Below are 22,251 nucleotides of genomic sequence, written 5' to 3' on the forward strand. Positions count from 1 at the left end.
AGGCTCCCGCCAAAGTTTAAAAAATTAATTGCCTATCTTTGCAAAATGGAGAAACTCACTTTTGCAGATTTTGACCTTCCGGTTAAAATTCTTGATGTTTTGGCAGATCTGGAATTATTTGAACCCACGCCTATTCAGGAAAAAAGCTTAAAGCCGATCCTTTCCGGACGTGATGTGATGGGAATTGCACAAACCGGAACCGGAAAAACTTTAGCTTACCTTCTTCCTGTTTTAAAGACCTGGAAGTACAATAAATCCGGGAATCCGACGGTTTTGGTATTGGTTCCTACAAGAGAATTGGTAGTGCAGGTTACGGAAATTATTGAGAAATTAACAGAAAATATTACTGCAAGGGTAATCGGAATTTATGGTGGGAAAAATATTAACACTCAAAAATTGCTGTTTGATAAGGGCTGTGATATTTTGGTAGGAACTCCGGGGAGGGTGATGGATCTGGCGATTGACAATGCGATTTCCCTTAAAGAAGTACAGAAGCTGATCATTGATGAGTTTGATGAAATGCTGAATCTCGGTTTCAGGCCGCAGCTAACACATATTTTTGAGATGATGAAGGAGAAGAGACAAAATATTCTTTTCTCAGCAACCATGACGGAAGCCGTAGATGAAATGCTGGATGAATATTTTGCAAGTCCGGTTGAAATTTCTTTAGCAAAATCTGGAACTCCACTTGAAAAAATTGAACAGACTGCCTATAAAGTAGAAAATTTTAATACTAAGATTAACCTTCTCGAACATTTATTGAAGACAGATAAAGATATTTCTAAAGTATTGATTTTCAATAATAATAAAAAGAATGCAGATTTATTATTTACTAAAATTGAGGAGCTTTTTCCTGAGCAGTTTGATGTAATTCACTCTAATAAATCCCAAAACTATAGGCTTAAAGCGATGAAGCGTTTTGAAAATGAGGAAATAAGAGGCTTGATTACAACGGATGTAATGGCGAGAGGTCTGGATATTTCTGATGTGACGCACGTTATCAATTTTGAAATGCCTGATATTCCGGAACAATACATCCACAGGATTGGTAGAACGGGTAGGGCAGATAAGGATGGTAAGGCAATTACTTTTGTAACCAAAAAAGAAGAATCTTTAGCTCTCGACATTGAGTTGTTGATGGATAAGGAGTTGAAATACATCGATTTCCCTGAAGAAGTAAAAATCAATCCTAAAAAAATTGCTTCTGAAGAAGAGCAGATCGTAATGAAAAACCCTGCTCAGGTAAAACTAAATGACGGAGGCGGGGCATTCCATGAAAAGAAAGCAAAAAATACCAAAGAAAATTGGGGAGGACCTTCGAAAAGAAAAGCACCAAAAAAATTCGGAGCCAACAGGTCACAGCAAAAAGCAATTTCAAAATCTAAGAGAAAAAAATAAACGAAAACGATTCCATTTTGGAATCGTTTTTTATTTGATTATTAATCCTTGACAAGGTGGTTCTGAACCTTGTCAAAGATGTAAAGTTCATTAATGCAAAAAATAGTAATTTTATTCATCATCATCTTCATACAGGAAGTTCAATTAGTCATCTTGCTGAATATATAATCTTGTGATATTCCGGAAGGGTTGAATAATCCCCAGTCATCTACAATGAAGTGTTCTGAATTCATTAAAAAACTCCTGAAAGTTCGGGAGCTATACTTTTATCTTTTGAAAGAGATGTAAGTGTAATCAATGATTAAATCTCCATTTTGATCAATATTGTCGTACATCTGTTTCAGTTTCATTTCTGAACTTGTAAGAACAACCACTTTGTACTTTCTAGGGCTGCCGTTATTGTATTTGATGACTAAATCCTTTGTGTCAGTATTATATTCATAGGTACCTTCAGTTTTAGAGTTCATCTGGCAGTCTGCACCCACTCCTGTGTAAGCAGTATAAGATGTATAATAATCCGTTCTGTATTCTGTAATGTTTTTAGCAGAACATCCTGTAGGAGTGTCTGTAGAAATTACTGTTTTATCGTCTTTTCCTGAAATAACTTCTATTTTACTGGTTTTCCATTCACCTTTCATCATATCCATTTCATATCCCTGGATATCATCATCGTCACAAGAAGTAAGCGCTAACGCTGAAAAGGCAAATAAAAGTAACTGTTTTTTCATTTTCGCAAATTTAAGAATATGCTAAAATATAAATAAATTTGAAATATTTATAATGAAATCAAGGTTTTTTAAACGAATGTTTGTAAATAAAATAATTTGAGAATGGAAGCTAAAAGGTGAAGGACTGGAAGTTTACAATCAATACAGATTAATTTCTTACATTCCGAAAATAAACTTCCATCACTCTGCTTCAGGCTTCTAGTTTTTTAATAACTCATTTCCACAATCTTGTAAGCGTCTTGCGGGGTCAGTTTTTTATATTCTCCGAGGCCAAGCCAATTCCTTTCTGTGAAAGCTTTTTCCACTCTTTCAGCAGTTCCGTTGTAGTCTTCTGTGTATTCTGAAAGCCTGGTCTGGATATGCAGGCTGTGGAAAAACTCTTCCAATTTCCTGATTCCCAATTTTGCTTTTTCCTCGATGCTTCCTTCTTTTATACCCCAAACTCTTTCTGCGTATTGTGCTAATTTTTCTTTTTTAGATTCAAAATTATAGCGGTAATGAGAAGGTGCAATAATGGCTAATGTTCTTGCATGATCAATCCCGAAATAAGCCGTCAGTTCATGTCCCATGGCATGAACTGCCCAGTCTGTGATTACTCCTTTCTGTATTAATCCGTTCAGGGCCATTGTGCAGCACCACATGAAGTTTCCTGCCGCGTCATAATTAAATTCATCTGCCAGCACTTTTGGGGCCGTTTCCTGCAGGCTGATCAAAATACTTTCTGCAATTCTTTCCTGCAGGTCTGCAGAAGAAGGTGCGGTCATGTATTGTTCCAGAACATGGGTGTAAGCATCGGTAATTCCGTTTACAATTTGTCTTGGCGGGATTGATCTTACCACTTCCGGATCTAAAACCGAAAATTGCGGAAAGAGCCCCGGGCCACCCGAAGAAAGCTTTTCATTAGTTTCTCTTCTTGAGATCACGTACCCGGAATTCATTTCAGAACCTGTTGCAGGAAGCGTTAAAACACTCCCGAAAGGCATTCCTTCCCCTTCAAAAGTTCTCACAGGTTTCTTAAGGATTTCCCAAGGCTCACCGTCATAATTAGCAGCTGCAGAAAGGAATTTTGTTCCATCGATTACAGAACCGCCGCCAACAGCCAGAAGGAAAGTGATTTCTTTTTCTTTGATAAAACTTAAAGTGCTGATCAAAACCTCATACTCAGGATTCGCAGGAATACCTCCGAATTCATGAACTTCATGATTTTTTAAAGCCCCTCTTACTTGGTCGTAAACACCATTATTTTTGATACTTCCGCCACCGTAAATCATTAAAACTTTGGCATCTTGAGGGATTTCTTTTGAAATTTTTGCAATTTCACCTTTCCCGAAAAGTATTTTTGTTGGATTTTTAAACTCGAAATTTAGCATTGTTTTTAATTTATTATATCCCAAATTTACGCATTACTCCACGGAAATCGAGTTAATAAAGTTTTAAAATTATAATGTTTGATTTGTGATTGAATATCATGTCATTGCGAGAAACGAAGTGACGAAGCAATATCTTTAAATTAGAATGAATAATATACACAGTTTATCTTTCTAAGCTATAATTTTATAATTAATCTATGCAAATATGTCTAGACTCCTACGAAATAACAAATTTGGAGGAAATTTTAATATTGAAATCAATTCGAAAGATAAGCCTTCGAATTTTCTAGCCTCAAAAACTTATTTAAAATTTACTTAATTTTCCGTTCTTCCTGTTGATTGTAATGAAAGAAAATTCCCGTTTTCCAAGATCATTTTTTGATAAATACAGGTAAAAAAATGCATCATCCATTTTGTAAGAGCTGCCTAATTTATCGGATGAATCTACCGTATAGCCATACGTATTTGCTATTAAAATGGCTTCAGGAAGGTTGTCAACAGTTCCTATAAAGTCCCTCAACTGCTGTTCGGTAGAAAAATACTTTGAACGGCCGTTTTCACAGGTAATGAGATAAGAAAAGCAGTCTTCACCCAAACATTTCTGAAAGAAACCTTTTTCCGGAGCAGGATCATTAATGGTCATAAAATCCGGCATCTGGCTTTCATAAATGATGGCTTTGTCAGGATCGAGATTGTTTCGGAAAACAGACCAATAGGTATATTTTTTATCGGGAACGATAAAAGGGTAGAGCAGCTCAGTATTATCCATGATCTCCGGAATTTTTTTTAAATCGGAGGGAATATTCTGGGAAAGGAATAAGCCGGGCAGTAAAAAAGAAATGATCGGAAAAATTTTCATAAAAGTTTACAATAAAATTCTATACCAGCCATTTTCATTCCAATACAATTCTATAATATCCCTGCTGATCTGTGACTTCTACGCCGTGAAAGGTTAATTTGTTGATCTGATAACCATTACATCCCGCTGTAAATTCGGATGACTGAATAGAAAAATCAAAAACTTTGATGTTGGAATAAAAGGTATAATTTTTCGTTCCGTCATATTCGCCCACGCCTTCAAGAATTACCTTATTATCAGATGTTTTAGTGAGCTGTATGCTGGATTGGTTTTCGTCTCTGATGGAAAAGGTCGTAAGTTCCCCGTTGGCAAGTAGGTTTTCGTTGTCAGTATTAACGAACTCAAAAGCTATGGTTTGGGGCTTGTTATAGCAGTCGTCGCCGCAGGCGGTCAAAACTAAAGTCAGTATAAGGAATAGAAGTATTTTTTTCATAATCATTAATTTCTGTTAATGTAAAAGTAATGAATCAATAGTTTTATTCAAAATTATTATCTATAAATGCCAATTGATGATTGAGAAATCATGATTATTATCAGTTTTAACAATTAAAATTAATTTCAGTTAAATAAAAAATCCCCTACATTTGTTATATGATACACGACCAACGCGCAGAAAAATTCAGGCAGATCGTGGAGAATAAATTCCAGATCTACAATTCATTGTTTATGAGCCTGCCTTATGATAAAATGACGAATATCGGGATGCTGCTCCCGTTTCTTGGGGAAGAAAGTAAAAACGGTTACGAAGCCGGGAAAACCCCTGAAGATATTGTTGAGGATTTTTTTAAAAATCATATCGATCTCCAGACCGAAGAACAAAAGCTTGAATTGCTTTTTAAAATAATACAGTATATTGAAAGACAGGTTGTTTTGTTTGATAGTATTGAAGATGCAGCTTTTCCGAGCCTTCATTCTGAAAGCGACAACGGAACTGTAACCAATCTTTTTGAACGTTCTGTCCAGGATCATAAGCTGGAAAAAGTACGTGAAAAGCTGGAAGATTTTACGGTAAAAGTGGTTTTCACGGCCCATCCGACACAGTTTTATCCAAGCTCTGTGCAAAGAATAATCCAAGATCTGAGAAGCGCTATTGCCACAGATTCTATTACCAATATTGATATGCTGCTGCAACAGCTCGGCAAAACGCCATTCGTTAATAAAGAAAAGCCAACCCCGATTGATGAGGCGCTAAGTATTATTTCTTACTTAAGATATGTTTATTACGATACCATTGGTGAATTATTTACAAAAATTAAAAAAACATTCAAAAACGGGAATTTTCATATCCATGAAGATCTTATCCAGCTTGGCTTCTGGCCCGGTGGTGATAGGGATGGAAATCCTTTTGTGACGGCTGATGTTACAAAGAGTGTAGCGCAGGAACTTCATTCGGCAATTTTGAAATCTTATTACAGTCATTTGAAATTTATAAGACGAAGACTAAGTTTCAGAGGGGTTGCAGAGACTTTGAATTCGCTAAGTGAAGAATTGTACGCAGCCATCTTCACCGGAAAAAAAATCACGTCGGAAGATATTCTCAAAAAAGCTGACGAAGCAGAAAAAGTTTTAGTAGAACAGCATAATTCGCTATTTATTGATCTGCTGATAAATTTTAAAGACAGGGTGAAGATTTTCGGGACTCATTTTGCAACGCTGGATATCCGCCAGGATAGCAGAATTCATCAGAAAGTCATAGATGAGGTGTATGTTAAATTGTATGGAAAAATTGTGGCATCAAATGAAGAAAAGTTTAATACATTAATTCAAATTTCAAATAAAGTGAATGCTGATGAATTTGAAGATATTGTTAGAGATACCTTAATCACCGTTTCGCAGGTTTCTGAAATTCAGGGGCTTAATGGCCTTCGTGGGATGAGCCGTTACATCATTTCGAATTCCGATGCTGTAAAAGATGTGATGAATGTGTATGCATTTTTCAAGGTTTGCGGGTACAGGGATGAAGAAATCAATATGGATATCGTACCGCTTTTCGAAACCATGGAAGGCCTTACCAATGCAGAAAATGTGATGAATGAACTGTATCAGAACCCGGTTTATCAGAAACATTTGCAGAGAAGGGGGAACCAGCAGACGATCATGCTCGGTTTTTCTGACGGAACCAAAGACGGTGGTTATCTGAAAGCCAATTGGGAAATTTATAAGGCCAAAGAAGTTTTAACAAAACTTTCTGAGCAAAACGGAATTAAGGTGGTATTCTTCGATGGAAGAGGCGGTCCTCCGGCAAGAGGAGGCGGTAAAACCCATGATTTTTATGCTTCACAGGGAAAAACAATCGCCAATAATAAAATTGAGTTAACCATTCAGGGACAGACCATTACAAGTATTTTCGGGAATAAAGAACAGGCAAAATACAATTTTGAGCAGCTTCTAACGGCCGGGGTGGAAAATGATGTTTTCAAGAATTCAAAAAAAGACCTGACGGAAAAGGAAAGAGCATTAATTATAGAATTAGCGGATATCAGCTATCAGAAATATTCAGATTTAAAGGCACATCCGATGTTTGTTCCTTACCTTCAGGAAATGAGTACATTAGAATATTACGGAAAAACCAATATCGGCAGCCGTCCGACAAAAAGAGGAGGCGGAAGCGAGTTGAAATTTGAGGATTTACGGGCCATTCCTTTTGTAGGTTCGTGGTCACAGCTTAAGCAGAATGTTCCCGGGTTTTTCGGTTTTGGATTTGCTATGCAGCAGATGAAAGAGCAAGGAAGATTCGATGAGGTGAGGGATTTGTATAAAGGTTCGGATTTTTTTAAAACACTGGTTCTCAATTCAATGATGAGCATGAATAAGTCCTATTTTCCTTTGACATATTATATTAAAAATCATCCTAAATTTGGTGCTTTCTGGAATATTTTATTTGAAGAGTATAAGCTTTCTAAAAATATCATGCTGGAGCTGACTGGCTTTACGATGCTTCAGCAGGAAGATCCTATTTCCAGGAAATCTGTTGAGATAAGAGAGAAAATTGTCCTTCCTTTGTTGAGTATTCAGCAGTATGCTTTAATGAAAATCCAGAAAGGGGAAGGTAATAAAGAAGCGTATGAAAAGCTGGTAACACGCTCTCTTTTTGGAAATATTAATGCAAGTAGAAATTCGGCATAGATTTTTATGAAAGAAATACTTATTGCAATCTCGATTTTATCAATAAAAATGGGAGATGCTTATGAAAATGAATCAACGTTTCAGATTCAAAACAAATGGTTGGGTTTTGAACCTGCAAGGACTGAAGAAATAATTAAAACAGAAAAAGGCTGAATGTAATTTTGCCTGAAGATTATAAAGATTTTCTGAAAATTACCAATGGGTTTTCTGCTCCCAATACGGTTGAACCAACTTTTATGAGAGTTGAAGATATTGATTTATTGAAAAATATCGATCCTGAGCTTGTTGAAATTTAGGGTGAAAGTGATGCTGAGATGAATTGTATTTTAGAAAAATGTATACTTGTTGCCGGAAAAGATCAGGAACAATACTTTTTATTAATTCCAAATGACAGTATAAATGAAAAATGGAGATATTGGAAATTTGCAAGTTGGCACTCTGGAGAACATAAATTTGAAAATCTTCATCATTATTTTAAAGATGTTTTAGAGTTTTGTGAAAATCAAAGTTTAGAAGATAATTGAAAGGCTTCGACAGGCTCAGCCTGACATCGCTACAAAATACCGTATAAACAGTTAGTATTAGAATTGTCAGGCTGAGCCTGTCGAAGCCCTCCCAAAAATGAAAACCTCTCCAATCGAGAGGTTTTTCCAATTATTCTTTTATGAATTTCTCGTAGTAAATTTTATCTTTCGTCTGGATTTTCAGGTAATAAACTCCTTTTGCAAAATCCTCGACTTTCAATGATTTTTGATCTTTAAACTTCGTAATTAATCTTCCTAAATTATCATAAATCTCAGAAGAAATAATTTCACTTTCCGTGGCAATATTTAAGATGTTTTTCACTGGATTCGGGAAAATGCTTAGTTTTTCTTTCTTAACTAACTCCGAAGTGTTTAAAACATTATTATACATACTCCCGAAATTTAAAATCCCAAAACCCATTTGATCCGTGTGACTGGGATAAAGAGATGCGGTCTGTCTTAGCTTATCCCTCATCAGATCTCTGTTCATTGTAGAAAATGCCTGGATAAGGCAGGCAATTCCCCCTGCTGCGATTGGGGTAGCAATAGAAGTCCCATTCACTACTGTTGTTGAGGTATTGTAAACGGTAGTAGCTGCTGAGCCCCTGGTACTTCCGTCTGGCTTTATGACACTTGCGGAATTGGGCCCGTAAGAAGAAAAATTGGAAGAGGCCCCCACCGAATCTACAGATCCTATCGTGAAAACCTTTGCATTATCTGCCGGAGTCAAAATATAATGCCATGGCTGTATCCCGGAATTTCCGGCAGCAGCTAAGACAAAAATTCCTTTATTTACAGCAATTTCTGCAGCTCTCGCAATGAAAGAAGTACTCCCGTTAAGGTTGGCGTAGGTATAATTATATTTCGGATCATCGAAAGTCGCATACCCAAGGGATGTTGTGATCATGTCAACTCCATTTCTGTCGGCTTCTTCGGCAGCTTCAATCCAGTATAATTCTTCTTCAGGTACTTCCACTGTGGCATTTTCACTTCGATATAAATAAAAATCGGCGTCTGGTGCAGCACCCACAAATATATTTTGAATAAAGCCTCCTATAGCACCCAAAACCACTGATCCATGATTGTTAAGGGAAGGATCATAAATATTATTAGTTTTTGTCACAAAATCATAGCCTCCTTTAATGTGATTATTCGTCCATAATCTTGAAAAAGCAGAGCCGGTATCCACTGTCGGAAAGCCTGTGTCAATCACTGCAATCGTAACTCCTGTTCCGGTGTAGCCGGCAAGATGAAGCGGACGTAGATTCACCTGGTCGATCTGGGCGGAACCTGAGCCGTAATCAAAAACGGTTAATGATTTATTGGAGGAATTAGAAAGCTGATCCCATTTATTTACATTTTTAAATTTTGGAATCGAAGAGTTTTTCGCAAAACTTTCCACAGACTGTACATAAGGTTGCGACTGAATTGTTGCAACCTGGGCAGGGGTAGCATTCACGGCAATTCCATTCAGCCATTTTGAGTAATCTACAACCGTAAAGCCAAGCGATTGAATATTCTGGATATAAGATTGTTCAATGGGTGCATCCTGATCATTAAGTGCGATCCCCAGTGATGTCCTTCGGTTGAGGGATTTTTGACTAAGCTCCGATAACGGATTTGCGTAAAATGCAGCTTTGTTCGGCTTATCCGTAAAATAAACAAAAATAAGGGACGTCTGAGAAAAAACAGACGAGTAACCTGCAATGAAACAAAAGAGTAAAATTTTTTTCATGTATTTATTTTGTATAAAGATAAAACAAAATCAATAAAATTTTTGATAGGATTTTAAATTCCTTATTTTTACAGAAATATTTGGTTATGAAAAAAATTCAGATGGTTGACTTACAAAGTCAGTATTACAAGATAAAAAATGAAGTTGATAATGCAGTTTTAAATGTAATGGATTCCGCGGCTTTTATCAATGGCCCGGAAGTAAAGTCTTTCCAGAATGAATTGGAATCTTATTTGGACGTAAAAAACGTTATCCCTTGTGCAAATGGGACTGACGCGCTTCAGATTGCTCTAATGGCATTAGACCTGCAGGAAGGCGATGAAATCATTACGGCAGATTTTACCTTTGCAGCAACGGTAGAGGTTATTCATTTATTAAAACTTAAATCTATTTTGGTAGATGTGGATTATGATACGTTTACTATTTCAACAGAAGCTATAAAAAAAGCGATTACTCCTAAAACAAAAGCGATTATTCCGGTACATATTTTCGGGCAGTGTGCAAATATGGAGGAAATTTTAAAGATTGCAAAAGAGCATAATTTATATGTTATTGAAGATAATGCCCAGGCAATCGGTTCAGAATTTACTTTTTCTGACGGAAGCGTAAAAGCCGCTGGAACAATGGGAACCATAGGAACGACATCATTTTTTCCTTCAAAAAACTTAGGATGTTATGGTGATGGAGGTGCTATTTTTACGAATGATGATAAGTTAGCGCACCGTTTAAGAGGTATCGTTAATCACGGAATGTATGAAAGATATTATCATGACGAAGTAGGAGTAAACTCAAGATTAGACAGCATTCAGGCTGCAATTTTAAGAAAAAAACTTCCGAATCTGGATAACTATAATGAAGCGAGAAAAAAGGCTGCGGATTATTATGATGAAGCTTTTGTGGGGCACGAACATATTTTAACTCCAAAAAGAGCTGGAAACTCTACCCATGTTTTTCATCAATATACACTAAGAATACTGAATGGAAAGCGTAACGAATTGCAGAAATTTTTATCAGAAAAAGAAATTCCTGCCATGATTTATTATCCTGTAGCACTGAGAAAGCAAAAAGCTTATTATCAGGAAAGTAATGATATAGATTTTGTAAATACGGATAAGCTGTTGGATCAGGTGATTTCTCTTCCAATGCACACGGAACTTGATGATGAGCAGCTGAAGTTTATTACGGATGCGGTGTTGGAGTTTATGTCGAAGTAAAACAGACAGTCACACTTTGTCAAAGTTTAAAATCTTTGACAAAGTTTACAAATAATAAACACATATTAGATGAAAATAAGAGAAAGCCATTTAGAGCATGATAGATTTTATCATATTTTTAATCGTGGAGTGAATTCTAAATTAACTTTTCTAAGTGATGAAAATTTTAATTTTTTTCTAAGAAAAACTAAAACTTATATTTTACCTTATTTTGAAATTTATGCTTATTGTTTAATGTCTAATCACTTTCATTTTATTCTTAAAGCAAAATCAGAAATTGATACTTCTGTTAATTTTAAAGAAGTGGGGTTACATTCGGAAGAAAGCTTTTTTAGTAAAGCAATCAGTAAATTAATTAGCAGCTATACGCAGTCTTTTAACAAGGTTTATCAGAGAAGCGGGCCAGTTTTTGAATCACCATTTAAAAGAATACTGATTGATTCAGAAGAATATCTTAGAAATTTGATCATTTACATTCATCAAAATCCAAATAATTTTCATCAATATAAATTTTCATCTTATCTTGCAGTGATTTCTAATGCTGAAACAAATATTCAACGTGAAAAAGTGATAGAACTATTTGGTGATCTTAATAATTTTATTGGATGTCATCAGGTAAATTTTAATAATGTAGATTTAAATAAAAACTTTGTCAAAGATTTTAAACTTTGACAAAGTGTAAATACTAAATGTATGGCAATACTCGTAACGGGAGGTCTGGGATATATCGGTTCGCACACGGTGGTGGAGCTTTTAAATAATGGTTTTGAGGTTGTTATCATAGACGACTTATCCAACTCCGAAAAGTTTATTTTAAAAAATATTGAAGAAATTACGAAAAAGAAGCCGGTTTTTTATCCTTTTGATTTAAAAAGAAAAGAACTTCTGACTCAGGTTTTTGATGCACATAAGATTGACGGATGTATTAATTTTGCAGCTTCTAAAGCTGTTGGTGAAAGTCAATTGAAACCTATTGATTATTATGAAAATAACTTGTTTTCACTAATCAATATTTTGCAAGAATTTAAAGAAAGAAGACTTTCAAGCTTTATTTTCAGTTCATCCTGTACGGTTTATGGGCAGGCTGATACAATGCCGATTGATGAAAATACCCCACTTAGGATGCCCGAAAGCGTATACGGAAAAACAAAACAAATGGGTGAGGAAATCCTTATAGATTTTGCAAAGGCATATCACCGGAAGATTTCATTATTAAGATATTTTAATCCAATTGGTGCGCATCCGTCGGGAAAAATTGGTGAATTGCCTATAGGAGTTCCGAATAATTTAGTACCTTACGTTATGCAAACTGCGGCAGGAATCCGCGAAAAGCTGAGCATTTGGGGTAATGATTATGATACAGAAGATGGAACAGCTGTTCGTGACTATATCTATGTCGTAGATCTTGCAAAGGCCCATGTTGCTGCTTTGCAAAGGTTAATGAACGATCCGTCTGATGAGACTTTGATTGATATTTATAACCTTGGTACGGGGAAAGGCTCTTCGGTTTTGGAAGTTATCAAAGCTTTTGAGCTGGCAAATAATGTAACAGTTCCATATCAAATCTGCGAAAGAAGGGAAGGGGATATTACTATAGCTTATGCCAACCCGTACAAAGCCGAAAAAGAACTGAATTGGAAGTCTGAAACTTCCCTGGAAGAAGCTTTGAGAACTGTCTGGCAATGGCAGAAATATTTGGAATCAAGAAAAGTTTAAGAGTTAATTTAAAAAAAGATTTATTTATATGAAAACACAAAGAATTGGCATCACATTTTCGTCATTTGACTTACTGCATGCCGGTCATATCAAGATGCTTGAGGAAGCAAAAACAGTTTGTGATTACCTTATTGTCGGGCTGCAGATTGATCCATCTCATGATCGTCCGAATAAAAATAAGCCTACTCAGACCATCGTGGAAAGATATATCCAGCTGAAGGCAGTAAATGCGGTTGATGAAATTATCCCGTATTATACCGAAGAAGACCTTTTGGATGTTTTGAAATCTTTTGTGATTGATGTAAGAATCATTGGAGATGATTATCTAGAAAGAGATTTCACAGGAAAGAAATACTGTGAAGAAAAAGGAATTGAGATCTTTTATAATAAAAGAGACCATAGGTTTTCCTCCAGTGATTTAAGAAAAAGGATCTATGAAGCCGAATTAGAAAAAATCTCAAGAGCAGAAACCGTAAAATAAAAATGGAGACTGTCTCACTTTGAGATAGTCTCCATTTTTTTATTATGCTATATACTACATTGGACCTCCTTGTTCATCTCCGCCGGTATCATTAGCGTTGATGTCTTTTTTCTTCTTAGGCTGCTCGATTTTTTCACCTTGTTTGAATCGATAGGTTAGTGAAATAGAGAACTGTCTTGGCTGCCATTGATTGTAAGATTCTCTGAAACCTGTTGGGAAATAGCTTGTGCTTCTCATAGAACGTGTATTGAATAAATCCTGCATATTGAAAGCTATTGTTCCGTCGCCATTCCAAATTGTTTTAGAAGCTCCTAAATTTAAAGCATACATCGCTTTTCTGTCTGAACTGGATGTATTTTGAGGCCCTCTATAGAAACCTTGTAATTGAAAACTGAAAGTTTTATCTACTTTGAATGTAGCATTTAATCTGGCTCTTGTAGAAACTCCTTTACCATCATATGGCTGGGTTACAGTAATATTATTTCCATGTACATCAATGGTGTTGTAAGTATAATCTCCGGTGGTTTTATACCCGAATATACTAAAGTTACCCATTAATTTTAACCAAGGAAAAACATCTGCTGTTCCATTAAAATCCAAACCATATTGTTCGTTCGTTCCTAAATTGACAGGAGTTGTATAAAATATGTTTGTTCTTTGGTCTAATTGATAAGAAACAACTTTATCATCACCTGTAGTCTTTTTATAGAAAAGAGTTGGGTTTAATGTATACTTCTTTTTAGAAACACTATATCCAAACTCAAATGAATCTACATATGAAGGATTCAGATCTACATTTCCTAAAAATAAATTTTGATTATCCGTAATCGAGAAATAAGGAATTAAGAACCAAGAACGAGGTCGGTCTATTCTTCTTGAATAATTTAATAAGAATTGGTTGTCTTTTCCTAAATCATAACTTAAATACACACTTGGAAATAAGTTATTGTAATTTTTATTGTTATTGATCGTAGTTCCTTCAAGATTTCTGTAATCTACTTTTACATTAGATATCTCATCTCTAAGACCTAATTGATAACCAAATTTTCCGATTTTACTGCGGAATTGTAAATAAAATGCATTAAATAATTCATCATAGTTAGTAATATTTGTAAATTTATTTAATGTATAAAAAGGAGCATTTAAATTATCTGCCTGATTGGCAGTATTATCATAGAAATTAGTATTTCTATCAATTCTGTATCCTGCTTCCAATTTAGAATTTTCACCAATAGGAAGTTCATAATCAATTTTACCGATTAAGGTTTTGCTAAGCGAATATTGAGAGTTATTACTCAATTCATACTGCATATCATGGGTAATATCCGTGATTTGATTATTAGTATCTCTTATAATGGTAAAATTATCCTCTTGGAAAATGTCTGTATAATTTCTGCTTCTGTTTCTTTGAAGGCTTAATGAAACAGATAAATTCTGCCCTTTGTTATCAAACTTATGATCCCAACCGAAATCTCCCTGAAAAGCAAGGTTATTATTATTTCCGTCGCTTGTTCTCAAGGTGTGTGGATTTGTAAAAGGAGCATTATATTGATAGAAATAATTTATAGTACCATCAGCTTCTCCATTAAAAGTCCTTACTGTTCCGGAGGCGTTAAATGAGTTATTATCATCAAGATCAAATACAAGTCCACCAGTAGCATTATAATTTTTGAAATAATTTTTTGTTTTATTCTCTTGATCGGATTTTAATAGCTGAAATGGTTGATTTCTGTCATAATTCATATTGCTATTTCTACTTGTATTTGTAGATTCATTATAACCACCGCCGCCATTTAGAAACCATGTGAACTTATTTTTTCTCCAGCTAAGATTAGCGTTAAGCATTGTTCTGGGTTGATAGCCAAGAGTTCCTACAACACTACCATTAAAACCAACTTTTTTGCTCTTTTTTAATATAATGTTTAATATCCCTGAGGTTCCGCTGGCTTCAAACTTTGAAGAAGGATTGGTAATCACTTCAATTCTTTCGATCTGATCAGCCGGAATACTTTGCAAAGCGTTGCTTCCTTCGGAAATACCAAGTAGGGCGGAAGGTTTTCCGTTAATCAAAAATTTTACATTGGAGCTACCTCTCATAGAAACGGTTCCGTCTGTATCTACTTCCACAGAAGGAACGTTTTGAAGTACATCTTGTAAATTTCCACCTTTACTGATGATATCCTGAGAAGGATCATACGTCCTCTTATCCAACTCTACTTTATAGGGTTTTGTAGACTGTGCTGTAATTGTTACCCCTTGAATTTCAGTAGTTTTTGCATTGGTGGCAGTTGATTCAGATGCAATAGAAAAAGCGCCGATATTTCCGGCTGCCGTAATCTGTTTACTAAGAACACTTTTTTTGTAATCGATTGCCTCAAAAGAAATGTCGTAATCTCCGGGAACAAGATCTACTTTATATTGCCCTTTTTCATCTGTAAGTGCGGCATCGCTGTATAATTTATTTGCTTTATTACTGAATGTAACCGAAGCATAGGGGATAGGCTGATTGTTCTTATTGACAACCGACCCGGAAATACCTACCTTCTCTTGTGCAAAAGCCAAAGCTGCTGCAGAAAGTACAAATGTAACCCCTAAGGTTTTTTTTGTAAAAATATTAATGATTTCCGTCTGATTCATAAGGTGGTTTTTATGTAAATCGTAAAAGATTTTTCTTAATATTATGAAATTGGTAATTAAGTTAACTTCAAAATATTAAGGTAGTTTATTATTTGTAAATGTATGTGTCGATTTAAAAAGCTAAATGTTATTTAGTAAATTGTTAAAATAAAGTTAAATTTATTTCTTATTTTATATTTTTAGAATTCAGCCAGTCCTGATAAGCTTTTGCATTGATGGCATGCTGTTCTGCGCTTGCAGTGAATTTGTGGTATCCAAATCTCGCCGGATCCGCACACATAAAGATGTAATCGTTTTTTTCAGCGTTTAAAACAGCCTCTACAGAATTTTTGTCTACAATACAGATCGGCCCTGGAGGAATTCCCGCATTAGCATATGTATTATATGGTGAAGGCGTTTTTAAATGCTTATACAAAACCCTTTTAATGGATTCTTTGAAGTTTGTCTGCTTATTGATTGCATATATCACGGTAGGATCAGACTGCAGTTTCATTCCTTTTCTGTAGCGATTCAAGTACAAACCCGCAATAGTTCTCATTTCATCCTTTTTTCCTCCCGATTCCTTATAAACAATGGAAGCTAAGGCATAGATCTGATCTCTCGTAAGTCCAGACTGCTGTTCTTTCGCTTTTTTCTCGCTGTTCCAGAATTCATTGTATTGGTCATCAAATTTTTTGAAGAATTCTTTCGGAGTTACTGTCCAGAAAAAATTATAAGTATCAATGAAGAAGTATTTTTTAAGATCTTCTGCATTGCTGTAGCCTTTTTTAATGGCAATAGCGTTCAGATCATTCGCAAACTTTAAAGAATCGAGCTCTGTTTTTTTGACTACTTTGCCCACCATTTGGTAAATGTCGCCAAAATCACCTATTCTAAAGCTGTTTTCTGTTTGGTTTCCGGCCTTGATCATATTTACAAGGCTAGAATTTCCCATACCTTTTTGGAAGTAATAACGGCCCGCTTTAAAATATTCATCCAACCTCTTTTCTTTGGCTACGGATTCGAAAGATTCTTTACTGTCAACATATTTTGCCGCAGAATCAAGAATTTGTTTGAAGCTTGCCCTGTGAGGAATCAATACATATCCATCTTTTTCGATATTGTTCCCGTAATATTTATTATAAAATCTCAAACCAAAAAATCCACCTACTACAAAAACAAGAAGGATGATAATCAGAATAGCTTTTTTCATGTAATTTCGATTGAAAGTTTTGTTTTTAACTAAGGTCAATTTTACCTCTAAAAACCTGTTTTGCAGAGCCTTCCAACCAAACATTATGGAAGGAATTTCCGCTTTTTTCAGCATATACTTTAAGATTCCCTCCTAAAGTCTTAACTTTTACAGAAATTAGATTGTTATTTTGAAGAAAAGTTAAAGCCGAAGCAGTAACTCCGGTTCCGCAGCTGAAAGTTTCGTCCTCAACGCCTCGTTCATATGTTCTTACAAAAATTTCGTCATTCATAATTTTTTCCACAAAATTGACATTGATGCCTTTCTCTTTATAATTTTCAGAATTTCTGATACTATTTCCTTCTGCAAAAACATTGTAGTTTACAAGATCTTCAACGTATTTTACGTAATGTGGCGAGCCGGTATTCAATACAGAGTCCTGCCCATCGGTGGAAATTGTATCCACATCGATCATTTTTAATTTTACAATTCCGTTATGGATTTCCGCTTCATGTTCTCCATCAATAGCGATGAATTTACATTTATCTTCAAAAATATCAAGGAAAAAGGCAAAAGCGACCAAACATCTGCCGCCGTTTCCGCACATGCTACTTTCTCTGCCGTCGGAATTGTAATATACCATTTTAAAATCATAATCAGGATCATTTTCTAATAAAATAAGCCCATCCGCACCGATTCCGAAGCGTCTGTCGCATAATTTTTCAATAATGTTTTTATCTTTAGGAAACTGAAGATCACGGTTGTCGATCATTACAAAATCATTTCCGGTGCCTTGATATTTATAAAATTCCATAAATTTTTTGATCTAATATTTTGTTTCATATTTAATTTTTTTAACCACAAAAGCGACAAAAGATATTTGAGTTTTTTTTATTATTAACAAACAAAAATTTTCAAAAGAATAAAAATCAAAGATTTTTTTTAACTAAAGTGTTCTTATCTGAGGTTTAATAATGAACTTAAATACTAATGTGTTAATCTTTTGTGGTTAAAAAATCCGATTTTACTTAAATTTAAACATGCAAAATTACTACAATTAAAACAAAAAACGAACAGTGTTAGCTGTTCGTTCTCTTATTTATAAACGTTTTACCTAAATCCTCGCCCACCTCTGTTTGAGTTGTTGTCTTGAGAGGAGGAATTATTTGATCCTGAACTGTTTCTAAACCCTCCGCTATTTGAGTTCCAGTTGTTGTTTGAAGATTCATTCCTGAATCCGCCGCTGTTTGAATTGCTTGAGTTATTCCTGAACCCTTCGGAATTAGAGTTTGAGCCAGAGTTCGAATTATTTCTGAATCCTCCGCTGTTATTCTGAGGACTTTGAGTGCTGCTTCTGAAACCGTTATTTGGTCTTTGGTTGCTATTCTGACCATTGTTTCTAAAACCTCCATTATTATAATTTCCATTATTCGGAGTATCTCTGAAGCCATTATTTGGCCTTGCAGAGACTGTAGGAAGTGATCTTTCGATATATACTTTTCTTCTTGAATTATTATAGTTGTGATAGTAATATGGTATGCCGTTATCATAATAATAATTAATATCATTTCTATAATAATATCCGTCATTTCCCCAATATCCACCGCTTCCGTAATATCCTTGTGGAGCATAATAATACCCGTTATTATAATAAGGATCTCCATATCCTCCTCCTGCATATCCTGTGTCAGTATAGAGTGCGCAGGATGTTAAACTAGCCATAGTAATGATACTAAATGCTATCTGAAAAAAATTTCTCATAATTTTATTGTATTTTTTTTTTCTTTAAAACTTTTTTTCCAATTAAGGTATCCGAGGATAGCCATTATAGTAAATACCAAATATTGCACCGAAGTGATTCCAAGTCCTTTATAAATCATCATAGGTATACAAATAAAATCTCCTATAATCCAGAAAACCCAGTTCTCAATGCGCCTTTTCGCCATAAACCACATCCCAATCAAAAATATTGATGTGGTTGCTACATCCATCCAGTTTCCCCAGTCAAGGTGGTAGAGGCCTAGGTTTGTACCTTCCATTGAAAACTGATTGTCAATATAAGGTTTATAGTAATAGACCCCAGTTACCAAGATTAAGCTTAAGGCAAAAAGTAAAATTCCATATTCCCATTCTATTTTTGAAGCCCATCTAACTTCAACGTGTATGTTGTCATTAGAATTTTTTGCCCACAAAATCCAGCCGTAAATGCTCATTACGGTATAATATACATTGATCATGCAGTCTCCCAACAACCCAAAATTGAATAAAATATACACATAAATAAGGGTAGAGATGATTCCGGTAGGATAAACCCAAATGTTTTTTTTAATAGAAAAATAAACACTTAGAATCCCGAAGACTGACGCAAATGATTCTAAGAAGATTTGGGATATTGTATAGCTTTCATAGGGCTTTACGAAAAGATCGTATAAATTCATGTGACCAAAAATAACAAAAAATTATACACAAAAAAAAGGTTTAAATATTATGAAAATCAGAAAACTAAATTTTTATATTTAAAATTAATGCCTAATTTTTGTCAATAAACGTTAATGTTTCTAAATTTTTTATATTTTCGTAAATCTTTAATAAATAATAAAATATGTCAAAAATTTGGGTTAAAAAACCGATGAGCGCCTATGAAGCAGACATTAAGAAGAGTCAGCTGAAACGCGTTTTAGGAAAATGGAGCCTTACTGCTATTGGGATCGGAGCTATTATTGGCGGAGGAATCTTTGTACTTACAGGAACGGGAGCTTACTATAATGCAGGGCCAGCATTGGCACTTTCTTTTGTAATTGCCGGTATTGCCTGTGTATTTGCTGCTTTATGCTATGCAGAATTTGCTTCCATTCTACCGGTTGAAGGATCCGCTTATGCTTATGCTTATGGAACTGTAGGTGAAATTTTCGCTTGGATTATCGGATGGGGATTGATTTTGGAGTATGCAATGGGATCAATGACGGTCGCCGTTTCCTGGTCCGGGTATTTCAGTAAACTCCTCAAAATGTTTGGGCTGCATCTGCCGGAATATCTTACAACAGACCCGCAAACATATATTGCAGCAGGAAACTCTGGTTTTTCAATGAATTTACCGGCATTTTTTATTGTTTTATTTGTAATTTCCATTCTATTAAGAGGTACAAAAGGAGCTGCAAAAGCAAACAACTTTATCGTAATGCTTAAAGTTTCTGCAATTATTTTTGTAATCATTGCCGGGGCTTTCTTCATCAATCCTGCAAACTGGACTCCTTTTATTCCGGAAGCTACAACAATTACTGAGAATGGTGTTTCGCACTCGGCATACGGTTTGGGTGGAGTTGTAGCAGGAGCATCTGCGATCTTCTTTGCATATGTAGGATTCGATGCGGTATCCACACAGGCGGGAGAAGCAATTAACCCTAAAAAGGATGTCCCTTTTGCGATCATCGCATCGTTGATCATCTGTACACTTTTATATATTTTAGTATCTCTTGTTCTTACAGGAATGATGCATTATACAGACTTCAATCCGCTAGGAAAATATCCTGATGCAATTAAGGCGCCGGTAGCCTATGCATTTGATATTGCAGGTCAGGCTTGGGCTGGTTATATCATTACGATTGCTGCTACAGTAGGCTTGATTTCTGTATTAATGGTAATGATCATGGGACAATCAAGAATTTTCCTAGGAATGTCTAAAGACGGTTTGATTCCTAAAACTTTTGCAAAAGTAAATCCTGAAACGGGAGTTCCTACAAAAAACCTTATCATTTTAGGAATTGTAATTTCAATTATAGCTTCTCTTACCCCTATTAATGATTTAGCTCACATGACAAGTTTCGGAACACTATTTGCGTTTACGATGGTTTGTGTAGCGGTTTGGGTATTGAGAGTAAAAGAACCGAATTTACAGAGAAATTTTAAAGTTCCTGCTTTACCGGTGATTGCTTGCGCAGGTATTGCAATTAACGTGTATTTGATTATCAATTTAAGTAAAGAAGCGCAAATGTATTCTTTGGCTTGGCTGGCAATCGGATTTGTAATCTATTTCCTGTACAGTAAAAAACACTCGAAAATTCAGAACGGGGGTTATGGTGAAACTTTCAAAGCAGAACAGGAACCTTTAGAAAAACCAGAAATAGATTTATAAAAAATATAAAACTTAAATCCACAGAATTCTGTGGATTTTTTATTCTTATGAAAAAGATTTTACCATTTTTATTTTCATTCTTAGGGATATTTTCATTTTCGCAGCAGATCGAAAGTTTTGAGACCATTTTAAATGATAAAATAAGCATACGAGCGTTAGAAATTTATAACAATAAAGTTTGGTACAGTGGAACAGATTCTAAATTCGGATTTGTTGATTTGAAAAATTCTAAAAATCAAAAGCAAATCAAATTATCGGAGAAAAAACTACAGTTTAGAACTTTGGAACAGGATAAAAATGCCTTTTATGCTATAAATATTGAAAGTCCGGCAGATTTTTTTAAAATAGATAAAAAAAGCTTGAAATATAAAGTTGTATTTAAAGATACCGCAAAAACAGCTTTTTATGATGCTTTACATTTTGTGAATGATAAATTAGCTTATACTTTTAGTGATACTGATAAAGACAATAAACTGAAATTAGCCATTTTTAAAGATGAAAAATGGAGTATATTGAAAAATAATATTCAATTGAATGAAGGGGAAGCTGCATTTGCTGCAAGTAATACGAATATTGCTTCATCAAAAAAATACGTATGGATGGCAACAGGCGGAAAAGCTTCCAGAATTTTAAGAATGAATTTAAAAGATCAAAAATTCGAAATTTTCACTATGCCTTTTGTTCAGGGAGCATATTCGCAAGGAATATATTCTATTGATTTTTCAGATGATAAATTCGGGATTGCCGTTGGTGGGGATTACACAAAGCAAGATGCAAATATCAATAATATCGCTACCACAAACGACGGCGGAGGAACTTGGCAGATTCAGGCCTCAGGACAAAATGCGGGATATACAACATGTGTAAAAATTAAACCAAATTCTAAAGGAAAAGAAATTATTTCCGTTGGAGACCAGCATATCAGTTATTCTTCGGATTTTGGTAAAACCTGGAAAAAAATTTCGAATGAAAAAGGCTTTTTTGTCTGCGAATGGGTAAATAGAAATACCGTTGTTTTTGCAGGAAAAGATAAAATTTCCGTTATGAAATTGAAGTTTTAATATAGAAGTTGTTTAAACTTATTTAGACAAAAAAGTTCCAAGAAAATTAGCAATTTTGGATTGCAATTTAAAAAACTAATAATCTGGAACTCATCAGTA

At 34.9% G+C, this 22,251-nt stretch carries 21 protein-coding genes; 11 read left to right on the top strand and 10 right to left on the bottom strand.

Features of this window, described 5'->3' with window-relative positions; all coding sequences use genetic code 11:
- Positions 1-45: 45 nt before the first annotated feature.
- Positions 46-1,398, top strand: a complete 1,353-nt coding sequence (locus BW926_RS09270) for a DEAD/DEAH box helicase (RefSeq protein WP_076446468.1) — start codon at positions 46-48, stop codon at positions 1,396-1,398.
- A gap of 266 nt (positions 1,399-1,664) precedes the next feature.
- Here BW926_RS09270 and BW926_RS09275 read toward each other — a convergent pair whose 3' ends face one another.
- The 4 genes from BW926_RS09275 to BW926_RS09290 all read right to left on the bottom strand — a co-directional run bounded on the left by BW926_RS09275 (position 1,665) and on the right by BW926_RS09290 (position 4,788).
- Entirely contained in the window at positions 1,665-2,126 is a 462-nt protein-coding gene (locus BW926_RS09275; RefSeq protein ID WP_076446470.1) for a lipocalin-like domain-containing protein, read from the bottom strand.
- Positions 2,127-2,332: 206 nt separating this feature from the next.
- Positions 2,333-3,496 carry an iron-containing alcohol dehydrogenase gene (locus BW926_RS09280; RefSeq protein WP_076446471.1) on the bottom strand — a complete coding sequence of 388 codons (1,164 nt, stop codon included), beginning with the start codon at positions 3,494-3,496 and terminating at the stop codon, positions 2,333-2,335.
- Positions 3,497-3,800: 304 nt separating this feature from the next.
- Positions 3,801-4,355 carry a hypothetical protein gene (locus BW926_RS09285; RefSeq protein WP_076446473.1) on the bottom strand — a complete coding sequence of 185 codons (555 nt, stop codon included), beginning with the start codon at positions 4,353-4,355 and terminating at the stop codon, positions 3,801-3,803.
- A 34-nt stretch (positions 4,356-4,389) separates the two neighbouring features.
- A complete protein-coding gene (locus BW926_RS09290) occupies positions 4,390-4,788 on the bottom strand; it encodes a hypothetical protein (protein ID WP_076446474.1) in 399 nt (132 codons plus the stop codon).
- Positions 4,789-4,946: 158 nt separating this feature from the next.
- On the opposite strand from BW926_RS09290, the gene BW926_RS09295 reads away from it, so the two are divergent.
- Genes BW926_RS09295 through BW926_RS14230 form a run of 4 tightly spaced genes read left to right on the top strand, consistent with a single transcriptional unit; the run spans position 4,947 to position 8,005 of the window.
- The gene (locus BW926_RS09295) at positions 4,947-7,481 is read left to right on the top strand and encodes a phosphoenolpyruvate carboxylase (RefSeq protein ID WP_076446476.1); all 2,535 of its coding nucleotides are present in this window, start codon (positions 4,947-4,949) and stop codon (positions 7,479-7,481) included.
- Positions 7,482-7,487: 6 nt separating this feature from the next.
- The gene (locus tag BW926_RS14385) at positions 7,488-7,634 is read left to right on the top strand and encodes a hypothetical protein (RefSeq protein ID WP_179077998.1); all 147 of its coding nucleotides are present in this window, start codon (positions 7,488-7,490) and stop codon (positions 7,632-7,634) included.
- A gap of 8 nt (positions 7,635-7,642) precedes the next feature.
- A complete protein-coding gene (locus tag BW926_RS14225; protein WP_143756529.1) occupies positions 7,643-7,777 on the top strand; it encodes an SMI1/KNR4 family protein in 135 nt (44 codons plus the stop codon).
- A gap of 18 nt (positions 7,778-7,795) precedes the next feature.
- Positions 7,796-8,005 (top strand): hypothetical protein, encoded by a 210-nt coding sequence (locus BW926_RS14230; protein ID WP_143756530.1) that lies wholly within the window; start codon positions 7,796-7,798, stop codon positions 8,003-8,005.
- 130 nt (positions 8,006-8,135) lie between these two features.
- Here the strand turns inward: BW926_RS14230 and BW926_RS09305 are convergent, their stop codons facing one another.
- A complete protein-coding gene (locus BW926_RS09305) occupies positions 8,136-9,740 on the bottom strand; it encodes a S8/S53 family peptidase (protein WP_076446478.1) in 1,605 nt (534 codons plus the stop codon).
- An 86-nt stretch (positions 9,741-9,826) separates the two neighbouring features.
- On the opposite strand from BW926_RS09305, the gene BW926_RS09310 reads away from it, so the two are divergent.
- The 4 genes from BW926_RS09310 to BW926_RS09325 all read left to right on the top strand — a co-directional run bounded on the left by BW926_RS09310 (position 9,827) and on the right by BW926_RS09325 (position 13,151).
- On the top strand, positions 9,827-10,954 hold the full coding sequence (locus BW926_RS09310) for a DegT/DnrJ/EryC1/StrS family aminotransferase (RefSeq protein ID WP_076446480.1): 1,128 nt from the start codon (positions 9,827-9,829) through the stop codon (positions 10,952-10,954).
- Positions 10,955-11,023: 69 nt separating this feature from the next.
- Positions 11,024-11,626 carry a hypothetical protein gene (locus BW926_RS09315; RefSeq protein ID WP_076446482.1) on the top strand — a complete coding sequence of 201 codons (603 nt, stop codon included), beginning with the start codon at positions 11,024-11,026 and terminating at the stop codon, positions 11,624-11,626.
- Positions 11,627-11,647: 21 nt separating this feature from the next.
- Positions 11,648-12,670 carry a UDP-glucose 4-epimerase GalE gene (gene galE / locus BW926_RS09320; RefSeq protein ID WP_076446485.1) on the top strand — a complete coding sequence of 341 codons (1,023 nt, stop codon included), beginning with the start codon at positions 11,648-11,650 and terminating at the stop codon, positions 12,668-12,670.
- Positions 12,671-12,698: 28 nt separating this feature from the next.
- Positions 12,699-13,151, top strand: coding sequence for an adenylyltransferase/cytidyltransferase family protein (locus tag BW926_RS09325; protein ID WP_076446486.1), 453 nt, complete (start codon positions 12,699-12,701; stop codon positions 13,149-13,151).
- A gap of 54 nt (positions 13,152-13,205) precedes the next feature.
- On the opposite strand, the gene BW926_RS09330 is transcribed toward BW926_RS09325, so the two are convergent.
- From BW926_RS09330 to pnuC, 5 genes are all read right to left on the bottom strand, one after another.
- Complete coding sequence (locus BW926_RS09330) at positions 13,206-15,788, bottom strand: TonB-dependent receptor domain-containing protein (RefSeq protein WP_076446488.1); 2,583 nt, start codon at positions 15,786-15,788, stop codon at positions 13,206-13,208.
- 166 nt (positions 15,789-15,954) lie between these two features.
- The gene (mltG, locus tag BW926_RS09335) at positions 15,955-16,980 is read right to left on the bottom strand and encodes an endolytic transglycosylase MltG (RefSeq protein ID WP_076446501.1); all 1,026 of its coding nucleotides are present in this window, start codon (positions 16,978-16,980) and stop codon (positions 15,955-15,957) included.
- A gap of 25 nt (positions 16,981-17,005) precedes the next feature.
- Positions 17,006-17,773: a diaminopimelate epimerase gene (gene dapF / locus BW926_RS09340; RefSeq protein WP_076446490.1), complete on the bottom strand. Its 768-nt coding sequence runs from the start codon at positions 17,771-17,773 to the stop codon at positions 17,006-17,008.
- Between the two features lie 296 nt (positions 17,774-18,069).
- Positions 18,070-18,720: a hypothetical protein gene (locus tag BW926_RS09345; protein ID WP_076446492.1), complete on the bottom strand. Its 651-nt coding sequence runs from the start codon at positions 18,718-18,720 to the stop codon at positions 18,070-18,072.
- Positions 18,717-19,397, bottom strand: a complete 681-nt coding sequence (gene pnuC / locus BW926_RS09350) for a nicotinamide riboside transporter PnuC (RefSeq protein WP_076446494.1) — start codon at positions 19,395-19,397, stop codon at positions 18,717-18,719. The genes BW926_RS09345 and pnuC overlap by 4 nt, the downstream gene beginning before the upstream one ends.
- Positions 19,398-19,561: 164 nt before the next feature.
- Here pnuC and BW926_RS09355 point away from each other — a divergent pair, with 164 nt between their 5' ends.
- Positions 19,562-21,091 (top strand): APC family permease, encoded by a 1,530-nt coding sequence (locus tag BW926_RS09355; protein WP_076446496.1) that lies wholly within the window; start codon positions 19,562-19,564, stop codon positions 21,089-21,091.
- A 47-nt stretch (positions 21,092-21,138) separates the two neighbouring features.
- Complete coding sequence (locus tag BW926_RS09360; protein ID WP_076446498.1) at positions 21,139-22,152, top strand: WD40/YVTN/BNR-like repeat-containing protein; 1,014 nt, start codon at positions 21,139-21,141, stop codon at positions 22,150-22,152.
- Positions 22,153-22,251 lie beyond the last annotated feature (99 nt).

It is taken from the genome of Chryseobacterium sp. RU37D, from assembly GCF_900156075.1.
In the GTDB taxonomy this organism is placed as follows: domain Bacteria; phylum Bacteroidota; class Bacteroidia; order Flavobacteriales; family Weeksellaceae; genus Chryseobacterium.